Annotated in this window: 19 protein-coding genes and 1 riboswitch; of the genes, 7 read left to right on the top strand and 12 right to left on the bottom strand. The window is 51.7% G+C overall.

Annotated elements, in window-relative coordinates; genetic code table 11:
* Positions 1–44 precede the first annotated feature (44 nt).
* Positions 45–863, bottom strand: coding sequence for a hypothetical protein (locus tag NM686_RS08160; protein ID WP_255187385.1), 819 nt, complete (start codon positions 861–863; stop codon positions 45–47).
* A 109-nt stretch (positions 864–972) separates the two neighbouring features.
* Positions 973–1,053, bottom strand: a riboswitch (cyclic di-GMP riboswitch).
* A 724-nt stretch (positions 1,054–1,777) separates the two neighbouring features.
* On the opposite strand from NM686_RS08160, the gene NM686_RS08155 reads away from it, so the two are divergent.
* From NM686_RS08155 to NM686_RS08140, 4 genes are all read left to right on the top strand, one after another.
* Entirely contained in the window at positions 1,778–2,266 is a 489-nt protein-coding gene (locus NM686_RS08155) for a TlpA family protein disulfide reductase (RefSeq protein ID WP_255187384.1), read from the top strand.
* A 55-nt stretch (positions 2,267–2,321) separates the two neighbouring features.
* On the top strand, positions 2,322–2,516 hold the full coding sequence (locus NM686_RS08150) for a DUF4266 domain-containing protein (RefSeq protein WP_255187383.1): 195 nt from the start codon (positions 2,322–2,324) through the stop codon (positions 2,514–2,516).
* Positions 2,503–6,222: a DUF3570 domain-containing protein gene (locus NM686_RS08145; RefSeq protein ID WP_255187382.1), complete on the top strand. Its 3,720-nt coding sequence runs from the start codon at positions 2,503–2,505 to the stop codon at positions 6,220–6,222. The genes NM686_RS08150 and NM686_RS08145 overlap by 14 nt, the downstream gene beginning before the upstream one ends.
* A gap of 454 nt (positions 6,223–6,676) precedes the next feature.
* Positions 6,677–7,546 (top strand): FAD:protein FMN transferase, encoded by an 870-nt coding sequence (locus tag NM686_RS08140; protein ID WP_255187381.1) that lies wholly within the window; start codon positions 6,677–6,679, stop codon positions 7,544–7,546.
* Positions 7,547–7,682: 136 nt separating this feature from the next.
* On the opposite strand, the gene NM686_RS08135 is transcribed toward NM686_RS08140, so the two are convergent.
* Entirely contained in the window at positions 7,683–8,675 is a 993-nt protein-coding gene (locus NM686_RS08135; protein WP_255187380.1) for a hypothetical protein, read from the bottom strand.
* A 670-nt stretch (positions 8,676–9,345) separates the two neighbouring features.
* Here NM686_RS08135 and NM686_RS08130 point away from each other — a divergent pair.
* Complete coding sequence (locus tag NM686_RS08130) at positions 9,346–10,872, top strand: tetratricopeptide repeat-containing sulfotransferase family protein (protein WP_255187379.1); 1,527 nt, start codon at positions 9,346–9,348, stop codon at positions 10,870–10,872.
* Positions 10,873–10,992: 120 nt separating this feature from the next.
* Here NM686_RS08130 and NM686_RS08125 read toward each other — a convergent pair whose 3' ends face one another.
* The 3 genes from NM686_RS08125 to galU form a co-directional block, all read right to left on the bottom strand.
* Complete coding sequence (locus NM686_RS08125; protein ID WP_255187378.1) at positions 10,993–11,640, bottom strand: response regulator transcription factor; 648 nt, start codon at positions 11,638–11,640, stop codon at positions 10,993–10,995.
* The gene (locus NM686_RS08120) at positions 11,637–12,875 is read right to left on the bottom strand and encodes an ATP-binding protein (RefSeq protein ID WP_329959175.1); all 1,239 of its coding nucleotides are present in this window, start codon (positions 12,873–12,875) and stop codon (positions 11,637–11,639) included. The genes NM686_RS08125 and NM686_RS08120 overlap by 4 nt, the downstream gene beginning before the upstream one ends.
* Before the next feature lie 208 nt (positions 12,876–13,083).
* Entirely contained in the window at positions 13,084–13,965 is an 882-nt protein-coding gene (gene galU, locus NM686_RS08115; RefSeq protein WP_255187376.1) for a UTP--glucose-1-phosphate uridylyltransferase GalU, read from the bottom strand.
* A 144-nt stretch (positions 13,966–14,109) separates the two neighbouring features.
* On the opposite strand from galU, the gene NM686_RS08110 reads away from it, so the two are divergent.
* Both NM686_RS08110 and NM686_RS08105 read left to right on the top strand, forming a co-directional pair.
* Positions 14,110–15,426 (top strand): TolC family outer membrane protein, encoded by a 1,317-nt coding sequence (locus tag NM686_RS08110; RefSeq protein WP_255187375.1) that lies wholly within the window; start codon positions 14,110–14,112, stop codon positions 15,424–15,426.
* Positions 15,427–15,457: 31 nt separating this feature from the next.
* The gene (locus tag NM686_RS08105; protein WP_255187374.1) at positions 15,458–15,859 is read left to right on the top strand and encodes a hypothetical protein; all 402 of its coding nucleotides are present in this window, start codon (positions 15,458–15,460) and stop codon (positions 15,857–15,859) included.
* 412 nt (positions 15,860–16,271) lie between these two features.
* Here the strand turns inward: NM686_RS08105 and NM686_RS08100 are convergent, their stop codons facing one another.
* From NM686_RS08100 to NM686_RS08070, 7 genes are all read right to left on the bottom strand, one after another.
* Positions 16,272–16,769, bottom strand: coding sequence for a phosphatidylglycerophosphatase A family protein (locus NM686_RS08100; protein ID WP_255187373.1), 498 nt, complete (start codon positions 16,767–16,769; stop codon positions 16,272–16,274).
* Positions 16,753–17,694: a thiamine-phosphate kinase gene (gene thiL / locus NM686_RS08095; RefSeq protein ID WP_255187372.1), complete on the bottom strand. Its 942-nt coding sequence runs from the start codon at positions 17,692–17,694 to the stop codon at positions 16,753–16,755. Before thiL ends, NM686_RS08100 begins: the two co-directional genes overlap by 17 nt.
* Before the next feature lie 62 nt (positions 17,695–17,756).
* Positions 17,757–17,882 (bottom strand): hypothetical protein, encoded by a 126-nt coding sequence (locus NM686_RS08090; protein ID WP_255187371.1) that lies wholly within the window; start codon positions 17,880–17,882, stop codon positions 17,757–17,759.
* A 42-nt stretch (positions 17,883–17,924) separates the two neighbouring features.
* Positions 17,925–18,368 carry a transcription antitermination factor NusB gene (gene nusB / locus NM686_RS08085; RefSeq protein WP_255187370.1) on the bottom strand — a complete coding sequence of 148 codons (444 nt, stop codon included), beginning with the start codon at positions 18,366–18,368 and terminating at the stop codon, positions 17,925–17,927.
* Positions 18,368–18,844 carry a 6,7-dimethyl-8-ribityllumazine synthase gene (ribH, locus tag NM686_RS08080; protein WP_255187369.1) on the bottom strand — a complete coding sequence of 159 codons (477 nt, stop codon included), beginning with the start codon at positions 18,842–18,844 and terminating at the stop codon, positions 18,368–18,370. Before ribH ends, nusB begins: the two co-directional genes overlap by 1 nt.
* Positions 18,845–18,889: 45 nt before the next feature.
* On the bottom strand, positions 18,890–20,002 hold the full coding sequence (gene ribBA, locus NM686_RS08075) for a bifunctional 3,4-dihydroxy-2-butanone-4-phosphate synthase/GTP cyclohydrolase II (RefSeq protein ID WP_255187368.1): 1,113 nt from the start codon (positions 20,000–20,002) through the stop codon (positions 18,890–18,892).
* Positions 19,999–20,655 (bottom strand): riboflavin synthase, encoded by a 657-nt coding sequence (locus NM686_RS08070; protein ID WP_255187367.1) that lies wholly within the window; start codon positions 20,653–20,655, stop codon positions 19,999–20,001. The genes ribBA and NM686_RS08070 overlap by 4 nt, the downstream gene beginning before the upstream one ends.
* Positions 20,656–20,770 lie beyond the last annotated feature (115 nt).

The raw sequence follows: 20,770 nt of genomic DNA, 5'->3' as shown, positions 1-20,770 counted from the left end.
GCTGCATGCGATGCACGGCTTTTGATTGAACGGCTAAGAGCAGATCAGGCCGATAAGGCTGGCTTTCTTCTGCCTAAAGACAACAAGCCCAGCAAACCGCTACCGAACATCCAGACTGCTGCCGGCACGGGAACAGAGGTGACTTGTGGAGCACTCACCGCAATATTGTCGATTTGAACCTTGAATGGAAATTGGGCCAAACCAACATTCTGCGCCCCCGCATAGTGAATCCAGACCGCCTTTACATTCCGAAAGTCTTCATTCAGGGAAAGCGTATCATTGAAGCCATTGTAAATCGTCTGATAGGCAACAGCCGTGCTGTAATTTGTGCCATCGCCATTCCACAAATCCGGGTTGAACGCGGTGTCAAACCCTAATATTTCGTAGTAATCAAGAGTCGAATCATGATCCGGATTCAAAGTCACGCCATCGGCCAAATATTTTGCCAAAGGGTTTTCGCCGCTGTATGGCGAGCTAATCTTGATCGAATCAAAGCTAAAAGCCGACATATCATCGGCTCTGAAATAAACACCACCAGAGTCGTTGTGATAAGCCAGCATGCGATCAGCCGTCGAACCGCCCTGGTGAAGATGGGCATTAGGTCCGGTAGGATCACCGATGGTACCAATCACCATGCTGTTTTGCAGCACACAATCCCCTTCAGGGCATATTTCCGCACCGACAGGCGCCACATTTGCCTTTCCGTAGTACGCGCCCGCGGTCAGCACTGTATCAGGGGTAGTTCTATTAGGCTTGTATCCAAAATCCACAACGGTTGGACTGGTAATTGCCGCATTCGCGCTTCCCGCCACGGATGCCAGCAAACCAAACACCGCCCCATAAACCAACTTTGTCTTATTCATTCAATACTCCTTAATATCGTTTAACAGCGATTTAATCCATATTAAAAACAAAAATCGCGCCTAGATGATCCTTTTGTCCACGCAGGGCACAAAACGAAAACATCCCATGAATGGCAGCCCGACCATCTCCTGAATGAAGAGATTCGCGACTTTCCGTCCCCGCCTCGCGACGGGTTTGGCATTTTTCAACAAGTCATAAAGCAAAACACAGGCCATTTTTGTCAATGTATTATCCTGAAATAATATTCAAAGAAACCAACAGCAACCCAAAGAAAATATCTAACGATTTTCATGACGCGACAGGAGAGCACACCTCTTTTTAAATTGAACTATGTTATTTATCGGCATTCAATGGGTTTTTTGCCCTTTTATCACAAGAAAAACCAGCACGACGCTTTTTCCTGCCGTCTGCCGCTCATCTGGCAAGCAAAATACAACCTGGATTTCGTCAGAATTAGCCTCCCGACTGAAGAACCGCGCCTAATTCTTTGTCGGATTTAATATGCCTGCCGGCAATGGCAAGCTACGCTCCATCCTTGAGGCCTGATTTCCTGTGATCCCTACCGGAATGACAAAAACACCTTTGAAAATTTGCCCCCTCTCGGGCCACAAATCCGACTCTGAAAGTCATGGTGGGAGCGACGCACAGTCGCGATAAATGGCTTCAATTCGCGACTATGCGTCGCTCCTACAGCTAGAACTTTCATTGGACGGGGCGATAGCCTTCATGAGCGTTATTTGAAAAAAGCTAAAGCTTTTTCACTCCAGCGGCATTTCGGGAGTGCAATAGCTTTAGCCATTGCCGAGTGGCGCCATTCGCGAATCCTGAACAGGAATTCAAATCCGCCCACCTATTAGGCATAATTATTGCTTCAAATTACAGTCAAACCGTTATCTCTACCCTGCTGAATAACATGAAAAAATCATTACTCCTCGCCGTCATCCTGACCCTATCGTCCCACGCTTATGCGACGGATCAAGGCCAAACCGTGCCGAGCTGCCAAGCCACACTTGCCGATACTGGCGCGCAACTGGACTTCAATGCTTATAAAGGCAAAGTGGTATTGGTGGATTTTTGGGCGACCTGGTGCCCGCCTTGCAAGAAATCCATGCCTTTCCTGAATAGTCTGCGTAACGAAAAACAAAAAGACGGCTTTGAAATCGTCGCCATCAATGTCGACGAAAACAGCGATGAAGCCAAGCAATTTCTGGCAGCCAATCCGGTTGACTATCTGATGACGTTCGATCCGAACGGTAACTGTCCCGGTGTTTTCGACGTCAAGGCCATGCCATCCTCTTATCTGGTCGACAAAACCGGCACGGTCCGTTTAGTGCATCTAGGCTTCCGGGACGGCGACGAAGCCACCATTCAACAGCATGTCGAAAAGCTATTAGCTGAATAACTCCGCAACATCCACCTGCAATACCATGCGCTTATTTTTGTCGTATCTGAAAGTTATGGCTTGCTGCCTCTGCTTGCTTGCCCAGGGCTGCAGCAAGGTGTCGCCCTGGGAAAGAGGCAATTTGGCCCGCGAGGACATGAGCATCAACCCCAATCCCAACCTGAACCGGTTCCGGGATCATATCTTCACCAGCAAGGAGGCCTCGCAAGGCGGACATAGCGGCGCGGGTGGCGGCTGTGGCTGCAACTAAAGTGGAAAAAAACGCGGCGCTCGCCGCGCTGACATCGGCCGCGTTGAGCTTGCCCGGTTTGCAGGCAGTTGCGGCCGTACCCGCGGCCAATATCAACGCCAACGTCAGCTACGGTCATTACGAAGAAAACAACAACAGGATGAAGGTCGATGTGTATCACGCTGACGCCGTGATTCCGTTGACCGATCGTATCGAACTGTCGTTTAGTTTGGATAGGGATACTTACTCGGGTGCCACGCCGATGTACAGCCTACCAGTTACCCTGACCAACCTGCCGAGACAAGAGAAATCCAAAATAATCTATGAAGACTTAGTATCCTCCGCCTCTCCCATTGTCACTAAAAGTAATATTTTGACCTTTGGCCTGGATACTTTCTATACGGAAAGCGGCTCTACAATAGCGAACGTAATCAGCAACTCGCAAGATCAAATATCGAACAATCGTATTACCCTCCAATCTCAGATCAATGATAATCATCAAAATGACTTGAAATCGCTTGATTTCAATCTGTATCAAGCGCAAATTTATGTAGAAACCGAGTACACGAACACTTTCGATTCGATCGTCGGTCCCTTTATCGCATCAATGAGACAACAAAGGGATAATGATATTGCCTTGTACAACCAACAAAAAACCAACGATTTAGCGACTTACCAGGCAAGCCATCCAGAACCCAGCAGCATCAAAACATCGACCACTGTCAATTTCGAGGGCGTTCTTACCGCGGGCGCTTATTATGGCAAGGCTAGCGACTCCCCCATTTCAGGCGGGCTATGCCCAGGCGGCGACTGTATCAGCCAAAACGGTATCATCGTCGGTACAATTAATGACATCACAGGCCCAAACGCGCATTTGCATCAAGGCGGCACCACAAGCAACCGCGCCCTTACCTACCACAACGACTCCGGCGGGATTTATATCAGGGCGCTCGACTCCTCGGCTTTCAGTCTGGATTCGATCAAAATAAATTCTCCATATAAAGGTGAAAACCCGTATGCAAAATTTTTAGCGGATGGCGTGACACCCAATCCCGATCACGATCCTAGCGTAGATTATTTCGAGATATTGGGATTCAATCAAGCGACCAACACAAACTTAGCAGAGCCTACACTTAGCGGCAAATGCACCGATTATGCAAGCTGTGTAGCCTACCAAACGATTTACAATGGCTTCGTGGGTACTTTGCCGCTAAACAGTGGTTTTCGCAACATCAAGGCCGCTTGGCTACATTACGCAAACATCAATAATACAGGCAAAGCTACATTTAATTTTGCGCTTGAAATCGACGACATCGCTGTCTCACCCGTCTCGGCCTGGTTAAGCTGGAACACCGACTTAACCCAGTTCAAAGCCAATCTGGATAGCCAATATCAAACATTAATCAATAACCGGAAAGCGCAATTTGAGTCCGACTTGGCCGCACAAAACCTAAGCCCGGAACAAAATGCAGCCATCGATGCCGCCGCCAGCAAAAAAAACGAAACGATAGAATCACTTACCAAACAATATCAAGCGGATATCGCCAACCTGAACAAGGAAAAGGAAGACGCCTTCCGCGATGTCGAGCAATTGGTCGAAAACCTCAAATTTCAAGCCAAAGTCGACGCCTATCGCTCTTTGCTGGACAGCATGGTGCCAACAAATACGCCCATCGTGCAACGCTTTGCCTTGCAACCCATGGAAACTCGCTCCATGCCGCAATTTACAACGCGATATTTTTTTGACGACACCACTTTGAGCCTCTCCGGCGGTCTATCCGATGAGCCTGATTTTCTGTCCAATTTCGGCTCGGTGAACGTCAGTCACGAATTCAACGACAAATCAACCACCGTATTCGGTGGCTACGGCGTCACGAGCAACGACATTAACCGCAGCACCGGTCACGCAGCATCCGGTCACTCTCATGATGAAGCGGCGCCTAATTATCCTGACTTGAAAGAAACCAGCACTTTCCATAATTTCAACTTGGGCTTATCGCAGGTTTTAGGCAAGAACACCTTGTTTCAAACTTCGGCCAATTACAGCCATCAACAAGGTTACCTCAGCAATCCTTATAAATACGTTTACATACGCGGCGAAATAACGCCAGAAGAATATGCCTTACTGGAATCCGCCGACGAGGATTTCAACTGGGGGCAATTAACGTCATTGGAAATGGTGGGCATAGAATTATTCAGAGAAAACCGCCCCAGCCAACGCAATATTTTTTCGACCTCAAACCGTTTGAATCAACACATCCCCGAACTGGATGCCTCCGTTCATTTCGATTATCGGTTTTATACCGACGACTGGAATATAAACTCCCACACTTTCGAACTGAAATGGTTCCAGTCCCTGCCCGGTGGTTTTACCGTTACGCCATCGCTGCGGTATTACTCCCAATCGGAAGCGGAGTTTTTTGCCCCTTATTTTCTGGCTCCGCGCGCGGATGGTTATTATTCCAGCGATTTCAGGCTATCGGCATTTGGCAATCTGACGCCAGGAATCACCATAACGAAGGAATTTGCCCGCGGCATCACCCTGGAAACCGGCTTTGAATACACCTTTCATTCCGGCGGCTTGAAATTGGGCGGCGGCGGTGTCGGCGATTATGCTGATTTTGAATATTTTATGGCCCATGCCAATTTGAACATCGATTTCGCGGCCAGACCCTTTTCGATGGGCGGCGGCGCGGGCGATCATCACATGCATCACCACCACCATCATGGCGCACCGATACCGGCCGGCGTGATGTTTGGGCACATGATGAGTCAGGCCGATGAAATCATGGTGGGCTACCGCTACCAATACGGCGTACAAAGCGGTTCCATGCTGCACGGCAGCGATCAGATCAGCGACGCCTTGCTGGTGAGCAATGCCTGCGCCGTCAGCGACGGATGCCTGTACAAACCCACCAAAATGCACATGCAAATGCACATGCTGGATTTGATGTACTCGCCAACCGATTGGTTGACGCTGATGATCATGCCGCAATTGATGAGCATGGACATGACCATGAGCGACTCATTGCAACCCGGCAATGAGGGCGAGCATGGCGGCAGCAAGCACACCAGCAACGACATCGGCGATACGCTGGCCGTGGCAATGGTCAAACTCATGGATGATGGCACCCATCATGTGCATGCCGGCATAGGCATGAGCGCACCCACGGGCGCCATCGATGCGGAAATTTCGCAAGGCCGTTTAAAGGATAATGGCGCCAGCACGGAGCGCGAAACCGGCACGGCTGTTTTGCAAGATTACGGCATGCAGCTAGGCAGCGGCACTTGGGATTTCAAGCCCAGCTTGACTTATACGGGCCACATCGACGACTGGGGCTGGGGCGGACAGCTCAATGGTACCAAACGCTTGCAGAAGAACGAGTACGGTTACGCCTATGGCGATATTTTTCAAGCAACCGGCTGGGGTAGTTATAATATTTTCAATTGGTTGTCGGCCACGATACGGGGAGTTTATACCTGGCAGGATCGTATTCGGGGAGAAACCAATCAAACCCATGAGACGACATCACCAGTCGATTTTCCGGCCAATTATGGCGGTCGCTTCTGGGATGTGGGTTTTGGCCTGAATGCCTCCATTCCGGAGGGACGCTTTGCCGGCAATAACTTTAGCGTGGAATGGCTGCAACCTGTCGCTACGGATTTCAACGGTTATCAGTTGGATCGGGACGGCGCATTGACCGCCACCTGGAGTTTTTCGTTTTGAAACGCTTGCGCTATTCGGCAATAGCTAAAGCTATTGCACTCCCAGATTGAGCCTGGAGTGAAAAAGCTTTAGCTTTTTCCAATCGCGAAGGTTTTTACGCTACCCCGTAGAAAAGGCCGTCGCATAAGCCCCCTATCCTTGAGGGAGAGTGCGGGGTGAGGGGAACAAACAATGTAAGCAACTGATTTATATCCCTCGTCCCAACCTTCTCCTGGCAGGATAAGGAACTGTTTTGACTTTTACGACACTCTCAGTAGGGATGGGTGCATGCGAAAGCTATTTTGACGGAATATTCAGGTGGCTTAACAGAGACCCAGCCGATGTAGATGCGAATCTATTCCCATGCAATCCTTTGAGCGTGCGAATAAATTGCCACCTACACAGTGCCCCACCAACATCACGAACAATCTTGGCAGCCAACAAACTCAAAATTTTCCGATTTCCATTCAGGGCCATGGGATCGCCCTGCGAAATTCAATTATTTGCCGAACATTCGTTGCTGGCCAAACAAATCGCCAAGATTGCCATCGCGGATATTCAACGCCTGGAAGCCAAATATTCCCGTTACCGCCCGGATAGCCTGCTGGCAAACATCAATCAAATAGCGTCCAGCGGCGGCAGTATCGAGGTCGACGAAGAAACAGCAGGATTATTGAACTACGCGCAAACCTGTCATCAGCAAAGCGACGGTCTATTCGACATCTCCGCCGGCATTTTGAGCAAGGCCTGGCAAACGCAACAGGATCAATTACCTAGCGACGTCCAAATCCGTGCATTACTGCAACGGGTAGGCTGGCAGCGATTGGATTGGTCCCCGCCGACATTGACTTTCAGGCATGAAGGTATGCAACTCGACTTTGGCGGAATCGTCAAGGAATATGCCGCCGATAGGGCCGCCGAATTATGCCAAAACGCCGGTGCCCGGCATGGCGTCGTCAACCTGGGCGGCGATGTGCGGATCATAGGCCCGCGCCCCGACGACAGGCCATGGCGGATTGGAATCCAGCATCCGCGGCAATCGCAAGCCATGCTGCAAACCCTGTCGATACACCGTGGCGCGGTAGCCAGCAGCGGCGACTATCAACGCTATATCATGATAGACGGCATGCGCTATACGCATATCATCGATCCATTGAGCGGTTGGCCGGTAAAACACTTGGCATCCGTCAGTGTGATCAGCGATTTCTGCGTACTGGCCGGAAGCGCCGCGACGATAGCGATGCTGAAAGCAGAACAAGGCCCCGAGTGGCTGCAAACATTGGGCCTACCGCATTTATGGGTCGACGCGAAAGGCCGTCAGGGTGGAAGCTTGCTAGATGATTGAAAACAAGCTACCTCGCTAAAAGAGGCTGATGTCGAAAAAAGTAAAACCCTCCCTTCTCCCGGCGGGAGAAGGGAGGGTTTTGACTTTTACGACATTCTTCAAAGCAGGGATATTAAGCCTTGCGAGCCCCTTACCCTTAGGCTTGTTGGTTCTGTTTCCGTCTGCCGATGCCAAGCAAGCCTATCATGGCCGAACCGAACAACCAAACCGCACCAGGAACAGGGACTGCGGCGGGCGCGGCGGATACTTCAAAGGTAAATTGATTACCCTTTCCGCAAGCCGCGGCGGCTGCACTATCGCTTGGATAACCTGGGCAACTGCCGCCCAGTCCGATCAGATAATTACCGGCTTTTAATCCCGATAGGATCATCATCGCAAAATCCGGCGCGCTGCCAATCGTCGGCCCATTGTCGCCATTTCGATAATAATTGTTGCTGAAACTGGTGCTAGAAGCGCCTGGATTAGTCAACCAAGATAAACTGCTGGTGTTCAAACCACCGTTCGACACCGAATCCAGCACCGCTGCACCGGTATCTGTCTGCAGATTTCCGTTTTGCGGATCTAGCTGGTTGATCAGCGTATAAGCAGGCCCGGAATTGACATATCCTATCCATCCTTGATGACCTTCCAAAATGCCGGCCACGCCCAAAGTTTCGTTAGTCCATACAGTCGTTGAGTCACCATTGACATCCGTGGCAATTTCCTGCACGCCACGGGTTGGATTCCAGCCATGACCTATACTGGTTGCCTGACCGGTATTGATGGCACCTGTTCCGGCGGTCCATACGGCAAAGGATGGGTTATTGATCGCCGCGGCGGTCGCGTCGCCGAGATTGAGCGTACCCCGTCCAGTCATTTTCAACTGCACGTCGTAGGTTTTACCACTAGCCATTTCGGAGGCATCCCCTATGGTCAAGGTAAAAAATCTGGCGGTATGCATCCAGCCCTGATTTTGAGCCTTGTAATCGCTGAACGCCTTGAAAGGCGTAGTACTATCCACGGAAATGGTCGAGCCGGTAAAAGTACCTATATCGATACTGCCAAACGCACTGGCTTGAGAAGAATAGGCTGCCATGGCCGATACCCCCAACGCTGCCAAGACAGCTCTATGCAGTTTATTTTTTTTCATTTTTCCCTCATGGAATTGTATTTAAATTCACAGCATTCATGTCCCACCAAACTTTTACGCACATCTGCGTAAATTCATTTCGCCTGTGGCATGGAGTAGCGGTAAAAACTCTCTTTGTAGCCAGACGGCAGGACAAACCTAACAACACAATTTCTTAAGCAAAATACGCACCTGTTTTTACAAACAGACTGGCCAAACCCTCTGCATTAATTTGTCAACACAGAACAGAAAACAGGAAACGCCGGAGCCCAGGCTGTCATGAACGATCAAAGCTCATCCGCATAATATGATTTGGAGGCCGGAATGGCTGCCTTCTAAAATCGGCAAGTTATTTTCGCGATATCCTGATGCGGCAGAAATGGTTTCCCCCACTAGCACATCACGCAATTAATCTGTGTTAAATAACATTACCACCTCCACTTTTCCGGTGAATTAGCTCAACTGCACTCCAAAAAGCTTTCTCGCTTTTCTTTGAAAAACAATTTCGTGTAGGCTATTAAGCAATAGCAGCATAGCTATTAAAACCGGCCATCTTTCAACGACACCTCGTTGCGATCAATGCCTTGCCAAATCGCGGCGAGACGTCGAACCGATAAGATCTTTTAAAAAGCTGTACATGCTGACTGACGCAAACTTCGCAACACGCACAAAACCTTACCCATAAGGCCCAATGACTCTTTTCATCCAACGCGGCCAAGCCGCAATTCAGAATAAAAACCTTCCCGAAGCCGTGCACTGGTTCAGCCAGGCAGTCAAAGAAAGCCCCAAGGACCCGCAAGCCCTGGCTTGCCTAGGGCAAGCACTGTGCTGGCAGGGCAAGCGCGATGAAGGTTTACCGCATTTGCGGCAATCCGGCCAACTGCTGGCCAAAAAGGCCCGCAAAAGCCGCGACATTAAATTGGTATTGGATTTGGCCGATCAGCTACAACACTGGAATGATTATTCTGGCGCGGCCGAGCTTTGCAAACAGGCCGTGCAAATCAACCCATCCGTCGTGCGCGGCTTTCAATTGCTGGCCTTATCCCATTCCCGCCTGAATCAAAAAAAACTGGCATTGGTGGCCGGTCGCCAGGCATTGAAGCTGGCACCGGACAACGCCATGCTGGCGATATTGCTGGCCACGCTGGAAATTGCCGATGGGCAGACGGAACTAGCCCGGCAACGCTTGGAAAAAGTGCTGCAAAATCCGCTGCTAAAACCCGAGGAAAAATTCCGTGCGCACAAGGAATTGGCAAGAGTCCTGGATAAATTGCAAGTATCGGAGCAAGTATTCACTCACTTGCATGCGGCGGCCAGCGTATCGCCCCGCCTGCCCGAGGTTCAGCGCCAGGATGCGAACCTGGTCCCCAACATGCTGGACACGTACAAGACCGACTTCACCCCCGAGTTGCTCGGCAAATGGAAAAACGCCGATTTTCCCGCCGAACATGCGGCACCGGTTTTTTTATTGGGTTTCATGCGCACCGGCACCACCCTGACGCAGGAGGTGCTCGGCGCGCATCCTGACATATTCGTCGCCGACGAAACCGATCTGATCATGGCCACGGCCAACGAATTGAAACGGATGATCAATCAGCAGGGCACTATTCCGCAGCTGCTGGAACAGCTCGATTGGGAGGGTGTTTTACATCTGCGCACTTTCTATTGGCAACGCGCCAGGGCCCTGTTCGGCGACAAAATCGGCGATCGTCTATTCCTGGACAAAACCACGATGAACAGCATCGATATTGGCCTGATCAATTGCCTCTTCCCGGACGCCAAGCTGGTTTTTCTGCTGCGCGACCCGCGCGATGTCTGTTTGAGCTGCTTCATGCAAACCATGATCCCGACGCCATCGACCGTACATTTGTTTACCTGGGAAGGGACCGCGCGATTTTATGCGCAGGTCATGGATTGGTGGACAGGGGTAAAACCGAAACTGACAATGGACTATGTCGAATTTCGTTACGAGGACGCGGTATTCGACTTCGAAGGCGCGTTTCGTCGGGTGTTTGACTTTCTAGGTCTGGACTGGAACCCCGATGTCGCCGATTTTCACAAGCATGCCGTCGGCAAGGTTATCGCCAGCCCCAGTTTCAGTCAGGTCGCCCAGCCGCTTTATTCGTCATCGGTCGGGCGCTGGAAGCATTACCAAAGCGAATACGCTGCTGTCATGCCCTGGCTTCAGCCTTTCATCGACGCCTATGGTTACGCATGACCTAAAAAACGTGGTCGAGGTTAGCAAAGCTCGGCATTGGTAGGTGCAAATTCATTCGCAATGCGCGGATAAATCCGCACCTACCCCGAACACTTGCATGGGCTATTTCATGCTCATGCCTTACCTGATCGTCACGCCCAAATTCACGGCGATATGGGCCAGTTCGGCGGTGGTGTCTACCTGTAATTTTTTCTTGATTTGGGTGGCGTAGTTGGCGACGGTTTTGTTGCCGAGACACAGCTGGTCCGCGATTTTATGCACCGTCAAGCCTTGCGCCAACAAGTTGAAGATATCGAATTCGCGCGGCGAAAATGACGCGATCAGGCTTTGATAATCGCCGGGCTTATGCGAATCGCCGCCCTCCTTCAACAGCCCTTTCTCCACATAGGTTTCCCCTTGCAGGATAGTGATAATGGCCTCGGCCAAAATCTCCGGCGCGCTGTTTTTGGTGATGTAGCCTTTGGCGCCGGCATTCAAGGCCCGGTTGATATACACCTGCTCGTGATGCACGCTGAACACCAAAATAGACGCTTCGTTATCGCGCTGCACGATGCGGCGTATGGTTTCCAGACCGCCTATCCCCGGCATGGACAAGTCCATCACGACGATATCCGGCTTCAGCTCCTGATAAAGCTGAATGGCCTGCTCGCCTCGCTCGGCCTCGCCGATGACCGCGATCTTGTCGCTACTGGCCAGCAACATCTTGAAACCCGCCCTCACGACGGCATGGTCATCGACCAAAATGATGGTAATTTTATTCAAACTCATGACAACGGAATCCAGGCTGTTATGACCGTACCCTTACCGGGCTCTGATTGGAGATTGAACTCGCCTTCCAGCGATCTGACGCGCTCTTTCATGCCGCGCAGGCCAAACCCCCTGTTGAGATTTTGTAAATCGCAGCCTTGGCCATCGTCTTCCACGGTCAACTGCAATGCGTTTTCCGGTTCCAACAATTTCAAATCGATAGCCACCCGCTCGGCGTTGGCGTGCCGTATCACGTTGGTCAAAGATTCTTGTATCACTCTAAAAACCTGCCGGGTCACGTTCTTGTCCAGTTCATCCACTTCATCGCAGCAATGGATACGCAAATCCAGATTGGGGTTTCGTTCCGACCAATGATCCACCATGTCTTCCAGCGTAGCCTTTAGCCCCAACTCGGTCAACACCAGGGGATGCAATTGCTGCATCATGGAGCGCAGCACCTGTATCAAATGATCGCAAATCTCGGTAATGGTCGCGGTAATTTTACTGGCGCCGGGATTTTGCTGAGCGGCGGTTACCGCCATGACCTTGATGGCGGTCAGGGATTGTCCGAATTCGTCATGCAATTCTTGCGACAGGCGCTGCCGCTCCTCTTCCTGTATGGCCAGGGAATGCTGGGTCAAGGCTCGATTCTCCTGGCGGGCTTTTTCCAGTTCCACCGTCATATGATTGATGGCGCTGGCAATGGTATCGAACTCCGCGGTAGCGAATTTGGGCAACTGGTAGCGATATTGGCCCGTCTCGATCATGCGCAGGGCATCGACGATCGCCGCAATCGCCTTGAGCGATTTATTCAACACCAAATTGACCGCAATGAAGGTCAGCAAGGTCAGCAACGAAATCGAGGTAAAAAAACTGACGCTTTCCTGCCAGACTTCGGTGATTTCATCCAGGGGTTGCGCCTTGATGACCAAGGTCAGCGCTTCGCCGTCCTGGGTGGTCAAACTGTGCTCGACTTCGGGATAGTCGCTCTTGACCCAGCGAATGAACCAGGCCGGCGGCATGTCTTCCGGATGAATGGGTTGCTGTTCGCCGGCAAAATGCACCAACTGGCCGTTGGCCTTCTTGATTTGTATGTTCAGATGGCGGGTTTGCCGCAAGGCCGTGAGGCGGGATAGATCATCGACATGCTGCAATGACGGCGCATCGGCAATACCCAGCGTGATTAACTGCAACACCAGGCGTATCGACGCATCGACCTCTTTTTCCACGGCCTGGCGCGCTTGCCAGATGGCCAATGCCCCCCCCAGAACCAGTATGCAAAACGATGACAGGAGAATTCGGAAAATGATCTGATATCGCAGACTCATAAAGACAAGGTCGCTGACTAAACCCGCCATTATCGATGAGGCTCGATCGAACAACCATAGGAAAAATTCTTTTTTTCCAGGCCTGCAGGCAAATTCAAGGATGCCGAGATACTGTCGGCATCCCCGCTATATCCCGCTAGATTTTGCTGACGCGTTGTTTCAGATAGTTGGCGAATTCGGCTTTGATTTCCTTGTGCAGCAAGCCATATTCGACATTGGCCAACAAAAAACCAAACTTGGAACCGCAGTCGTAGCGATTGCCTTCGAATTCATAGGACAAAACGCGTTCGTCTTTCATCAACGCGGCAATCGCATCGGTCAATTGAATTTCGCCGCCGGCACCGCGCCCCGTGTTCTCGATTTTTTGAAAAATGGCCGGCGTCAAGATGTAGCGCCCGACCACCGCGATATTGGAGGGCGCCACTTCGGGTTTAGGTTTCTCGACGATGGAACTCAACCAACCGACTCTGGGCGAGGCTTCGGCATGTTCGACGATGCCGTACTTATGGGTTTCCTTGGGATCGACCCGCTCTACCCCCAACACGCTGCTTTGCTCTTTGTCGAACAAATCCACCATCTGCTTCATGCAACCGCGCTCGCCGTCCTCGATCAAGTCATCCGGCAAGATCACCGCAAACGGCTCGTTACCGACCACCGGCTTGGCGCAATGCACCGCATGACCCAAACCCAGAGCCTCCGCTTGACGCACGAATACGCAGGACACATGCGCGGGCAAAATCTCCCGCAGCATTTTCAGCAAATCGGTCTTGCCGCTTTTTTCCAGTTCCTTTTCCAGTTCGTAGGATTTATCGAAATGGTTGGCAATGGATTCCTTGTTTCTACCGATCACGAAAATCATCGTGTCGATGCCGGCGGCCACGGCCTCTTCCACCGCATACTGAATCAGCGGCTTGTCCACCACCGGCAACATTTCCTTGGCAACGGCCTTGGTTGCGGGCAATGACCGGGTGCCCAGTCCGGCAACGGGAAAAACGGCTTTGGTAACTTTCATAGTCATAATAGCTCTTGGGATTGGGTTAAATTTTTGACGAATCAATATTGTCGGCCTAACCTTATGCGAAACTTAAATAAAGCTGCAGAAGTAGCTGTATTCTAGGCGATAATATCGATTAATTCTCACACCTCTGTACGGAACATTGCAATGATAAGACTGTTGGCGGCGCTATGGTTAGCCTCTATACCGTTCGAAGCGGCCTTGGCCGAAGACTTGATGGAAATTTATCGATTGGCTGTACAAAACGATCCTGAATTCAAGATCAGCGACATCAATCAAGCGGTCGCTGGTGAGTTCAAATCGCAAAGCATTGCGCAAATGCTGCCTAATTTAAGTTTTACCGCCAGCAGCGAGCGTAACCGACTGGCCAACTACAAAACCGAGTTCAGCATCATGGGCGCGGGCTTGCAGCATTATTGGGATCATGCCTTGGGAATCAGCCTGAAGCAACCCGTTTTCAACTGGGGCCACTGGGTACAGCTGGATCAATCCGAAAACAAAATCGCCCAGGCCGAAGCCGAATTTCAAGCCAAGCAACAAGGCCTGATGACGCGAACCGTCGAGGCTTATTTCAATGTGCTCGCGGCTCAAGATAATCTTGATTTCATCGTTGCCGAAAAGAATTCCATCGAAAAACAATTGGAACAAGCCAAGCAGCGCTTCGATGTCGGCATCATTGCGATCACCGACGTCTACGAAGCCCAGGCCGCTTTCGATCGCGCGCAAGCCGCCGTCATCGAGGCCGAAAATCAACTGGATAACAGCAAGGAAAGGTTACGCGAAATCATTGGCGACAATCCGGCGACGCTTAAAAAGCTGGCAGAGCAAATACCGCTGAGCCAGCCCAGTCCTCAAGACATTTCCGCGTGGGCCAACTCGGCGGAAAGTAATAACTTTTCGATCGTAGCCCAGTTCAATCAAGCGGAATTCATCCGCAAAAACATCGAGCTGCAGGAATCCAAGCATTTGCCGACCCTGGATATCGTGGCGCAATACTATCAACAGGACAACGGCAACCAATTTGGTTTCCGCGGCGACAACGAGAGTTTTGGCGTCCAAGTCAACCTACCGATATTTGAAGGCGGCGGCACGGTATCGCGCACCCGCCAGGCACAACAGGAATACGAGATCGCGAAGGAAGAACTGATCAAGGTCAAGCGCAGCGTCAATCGCGAAGTCAAAGACGCCTATCGCGGCGTCTTGGCCAGCATCAATCAAGTCAAGGCCCTCAAAACCACCACCGAATCGGGCGAATTGGCCGTCGAGGCCGCGGAAGCCGGCCTGGAAGTCGGCACCCGCACCATGGTCGACGTACTGGCCATTCAGCGCAATCTTTACAAGGCCCTGAGTGATTACGCCAGAAGCCGTTATGATTACCTGATCAACGGCATTAAACTCAAACAGGCCTCCGGCAGCCTGACCGAGCAAGATCTACTGCAAATCAACGAATATTTACGCAATTGACGATCCCTACAATGTGTTTTTGGAGAATTTCATGAAAAAACTCTTGACCTGCAGCCTGTTGGCACTACCTATCGCCGTTTCGGCTCAGAACTTTGGCGGCATGCAAATGAACGAGGCGCAAATGCAGCAACTGATGCAACAAGCTGAACAGATGCAAAATTGCATGGCGAATATCGATGAAGCCGAACTGGAGGCCTTCCAACAAAAAGCCGACGCCATGGATGCCGAAGTCAAAGCCTTATGCGCGGCCGGTAAACGCGATGCGGCGATGGCACGCGCGATGGAATTCGGCAAGGATGCCGCTCACAGCAAGGTCATGCAGGACATGAAAAAATGCGGCGAAGGCATGAAAAACATGATGCCGAACCTGCCCAAAACGGCCCAGCCGCAAGATGAGAACGGCGACACGCCGAAACATATTTGCGATGAGTAACGGCTGTTTTTGATATGCAAAAAAGGGCGATTGTCATCGCCCTTTAGATACGGCGCAAAGGACTAAGACTATTGCGCCCTATGGATTAACCTAAAAACATCAGTAGTCCACGAAAGACACGAAAGACACGAAATAAAACAGATGGTTACGTAACTTGATTTAGTTACCCGCAAGGTGCCGGCTTTTTGAGCAATAACTTTTTGAAACTGTTCGTGATTTTTGTGTGTTTCGTGGACCAAATGATTTTTATAGGATTAAGCCGCGTTAGGAATGAATACGAAATAATCCATGCAAGTATTCGGTGTAGGTGCGGCTTTATCCGCACAGTGCGAATGAATTCGCACCTACCATTGTCGAGCTTATTTCCCACACATTCCTTAGTTTCAAAGCTGGCACCGTAGACAAAAATCCATTAAAACCAAAAACGCAAGATTAAAGCCGCGAAAACGCCCGCCAACACGTCGTCCATCATGATGCCCAAGCCGCCTTCAACATGCTTGTCCAGCCATTTGATCGGCCAGGGTTTGACAATGTCGAATAGTCTGAACAAGACAAAACCGGCGAGCAGGCTATGCCAGGAAAACGGCAAGCCTATCATCGTAATCAGGAAACCGGCAATCTCGTCCCAAACGATGCCGCCGAAATCGTGCACGTCCAGTTTTTTCGAGGCTTGCTCGCAGATAAGAATGCCAAACACTACACTCAGCAGGGTGAAAATCCCATAAACGGCAACAGGGGTTTGCATCAACAGCACATACAACGGAATGGCGGCCAGGGTGCCCAGCGTACCCGGCATTTTCTTCGCCAAACCGGAGCCGAAGCCGAACGCCAACAGCAGCACCGGGTCTTTGAGAATCTCTGATGCCGTCAGGCGGCTGTTGCCATAATGTTCTCTAAGAAAAATGCTCATAGCCTTTCGCCTCGAAGATTTCCGTAACACCGGCTCGTTCGACGCGCAACCCCGGTTCGGCCTCTATCGTTCCGACCTGGATGCTGCCGCCGGGCAATTGCCCGGCAAAATCGGCTGGCACGGTAAAACACAATTCGTAATCGTCGCCAGCCGTCAACGGCATGCGCCAGTCGTTGCTACGTTCGACATACTCCTGTACTTGCGCAGACAGCGGCAAACGCTCCCATTGCAAGCGGGCGCCCACACCGCTTTGTTCCAGAATATGACCCAAATCGGCGGCCAGACCATCGGAAATATCGATGCAAGCGTTGGCAATACCGCGTAATGCCAGACCCTGCTCGATACGGGGCTGCGGTTTATTGAAACACTGCAATGCCAGATCGGGCCTGTTGCAGTCATAACCTTGCTTGATCTTTAGCCCAAGACCGGCATTGCCGAGCTGACCCGTGACGTAAACCGCGTCGCCGGCTTGGGCGCCAGAGCGCAGCAACGCCCTGCCCTCCGGCACCACGCCCATGGCCTGCACACTCAATGTCAAAGGCCCGGACGTCGTGTCCCCTCCAACCAGATCGACGCCATATTGCCTGGCCAGTGCCATGAATCCGCGCGAAAAAGCCTGCAGCCAAGATTCATCGGTCGCGGGCAAAGTCAGGGCCAACGTCACCGCAAAGGGTTCGGCACCCATGGCCGCCAGATCGCTCAGATTGACCGCCAGCAACTTGTGGCCGAGTGACTCGGGATCGACATCGGCGAAAAAATGCACATTTTCGACCATGGTGTCGGTGGTCACCGCCAACTGATAGCCCGCAGGCACATTCAATAATGCGCAGTCATCGCCTATGCCCAATGGGTTGTAAGGGTGTTGCGGCGCATGCACGGCGAAATAGCGCCGGATCAAATCGAATTCGGCAATTGTTCCCGACATTGTTCTACCTAACGGCCATGAAAGTGTTGCATTACCCCGGTAAATGAACGTTATCCACCGGGTCAAAAAACGCGCAAGCCGGGAAGATTTGCCATCAGTGCGATAGCTAAAGCAATCGCACTCCCCTGCGTGGCTCGGAGTGAAAAAGCTTTAGCTTTTTCCAGATATTTCGGCACTTCGTCCACCATGATTTTCAGAGCAATGTGTCCGTCACTCGTTGACCCGCGCCATCAGTTTTGCGGCTTGGCCCGCTTGGCGGCGATTTCGACCGCGCGCTGCTTCTGCGAAACCTTATCCAAGATGCCGTTGACATATTTGTGACTGCCTTCGGCGCCAAAATCCTTAGCCAGATTGACGCCCTCGTTAATGATGACTTTGTACGGTGTTTCCAGTCGATTGATCAACTCATAAACCCCGATGCGTAAAATCGCCCGTTCCACGGGATCGATTTTTTCTACTGGCCGATCGACGAATTCGGCCAGCGCCGCATCAATCTCCGTCAACTGTTTGGGTACGCCATGAAACAGCTCACTGAAATAGGTTTTCTGTGCCCCTTTCAGATACTCTTGCTCCAGGAAGTAAGTTTCGATACGGCTCAGGCTTTCGCCGGACATTTGCCACTGATACAGTGCTTGCACCGCGCACTTTCTGGCATTGGTTTTCGCTTGACTCATTAAACACTCATATTATTGAACAGACTGACCATTTCGATTGCCGACAAGGCCGCTTCCGCGCCTTTGTTGCCGGCTTTGGTACCCGCTCGCTCTATGGCTTGCTCGATCGTATCGACGGTCAACACGCCGAAGCTGACCGGCACGTCGTGTTGCAACGAAACCTGGGCGATACCTTTCACGCATTCGCCGGCGACATATTCAAAGTGGGGCGTACCACCGCGGATCACCGCGCCCAACACGATGATCGCATCGAATTTTTTGGCCGCAGCGACTCGTTGCACAGCCACGGGTAATTCGAAGGCGCCCGGCACTTTAACCAGCGTGATGTTGGCTTTATCGCCTCCGTGTCGGACGATGGCATCAATCGCGCCACCTTCCAGTTGCTCGACGATGAAGCTGTTGAAACGCGAGGAGACGATGCAAAATTTGCCGCCTTGCGCGGACAGATTGCCTTCCAGGGTTGTGACTGTTGTCATAGGTTTACCTTGCTGTATGGATTGAAATCTTGATTAAAGGTTTATTCAATGTGCGGTGTCGATATGCTCTACCACTTCCAGGTCGAAACCGGACAGACCAATGTATTTTTTCTGCGTACCCATGACTTTCAGCCGTCGCACGCCCAAATCGGACAAGATCCGAGAGCCGGTTCCGGTGGTGCGCCAATCGGCATCGGCCGTCAAGTCCTGAGTGTTTTTGAGGCCATGATCCTGCATTTGATAGGCATGAACCAGCTCGACCAACGATTTGTTATCCTCTTTCTGCCGGATAATCACCAACACACCACGACCGGCTTCGGCGATTTTTTTCAGCGCTTCGCGTACCGGCAGGCTGCAATCACTGCGTTTGGAGAAAAACAAATCATCCATCAGATTGCGCGCATGCACCCTTACCAGCACCGGCTCGTCGCCAGCCACGTCTCCCATCACCAAGGCCAAATGGACATTGTCATCGTTTCTGTCCTGGTAGGCATATAGCCTGAAATCGCCGAACTCGGTGGGATAGGCGCACTCGCTGATACGCTCCAACGTGTTTTCATGCTGAATGCGGTAATGGATCAAATCGGCGATGGTGCCGATTTTAAGCCCGTGTTGAGCGGCTAATTTTTCCAGGTCCGGCCGTCTGGCCATGGTGCCGTCGTCATTCAAGATTTCCACGATCACCGCGGCGGGCTCCACGCCGGCCAACCTGGCCAAATCGCAACCGGCCTCGGTATGGCCGGCCCGGTTCAACACGCCGCCGGCCTGGGCCATGATAGGAAAAATATGTCCTGGCTGCACCAGATCGGTGGGCTGGGCATCTTTTGCCACCGCCGTCTGGACGGTTAATGCGCGGTCGGCTGCGGAAATACCGGTGGTCACGCCTTCGGCGGCTTCGATCGACACCGTGAAATTGGTGGTGTACGGCGTTTTGTTGTCGCTGACCATCAGCGGCAACCGCAATTGCTGGCAGCGTTCGCGCGTCAGTGTCAGGCAAATCAGGCCGCGGCCGTATTTGGTCATGAAATTGATGTCTTCGGGGCGCACGAATGCCGCCGCCATCAATAAATCGCCTTCGTTTTCGCGGTCTTCGTCATCCATGATGATGACCATTTTGCCCTGGCGCAGGTCTGCTATGATTTCTTCTATGCTATTCATTTGATAAAGCCTGCTTCATGTAATAGGGCCTCGGTGACGCCGCCCTGGCATTGCGCGGCCGCCTCGCCGAGCATCAGGCGCTCCATGTAACGAGCCAGTAAATCCACTTCCAAGTTGACCTCGCTGCCGACATGGGTATCGCCCAGCGTAGTTTCCTGCAAGGTATGCGGCACGATGTTGACGGAAAAATACACACCATTGACGCTGTTGACGGTCAAACTGATGCCATCGATGCAGATAGAACCTTTTTCAGCGATGTATTTGGCCAGATTGTCCGGCACCTTGAATTTGAAACGCATCGAACGGCCATCGCTCTGTTTTTCGACGACCTTACCTATGCCATCGACATGCCCGCTGACGATATGCCCGCCCAGACGGGACGAAGGCGTCAACGCCAGCTCCAGATTCACCGGCGTACCGGCTGCCGCGGATTTCAAGGTGGTCCGCGACAAGGTTTCGTTGGAGACGTCGGCGCAAAAATAGTCGCCGCCCAATTCCACGGCGGTCAAGCAGACGCCGTTGACGGCGATGCTGTCACCCAACGCCACCTCCCCCAGCGGCAATTTGCCCGTATGGATTGTCAAGCGGCAGTCGCCGCCTTTCGGTTGAATCGCGGCGATGTGTCCCACCGCGAGAATGATGCCTGTAAACATAATACCTTCGACTCTAAAATACTAAACACACGCATCAGCCAATAATACAGGCGGCGCTAAAATGTCACTCTGAAAGTCATGGTGGGAGCGACGCACAGTCGCTCTAAATGGCTTC

Source organism: Methylomonas rapida (assembly GCF_024360925.2).
Lineage (GTDB): Bacteria > Pseudomonadota > Gammaproteobacteria > Methylococcales > Methylomonadaceae > Methylomonas > Methylomonas rapida.
Note: the sequence above shows the minus strand (reverse complement) of the source record. Positions and strands in the feature narration are given on the sequence as shown.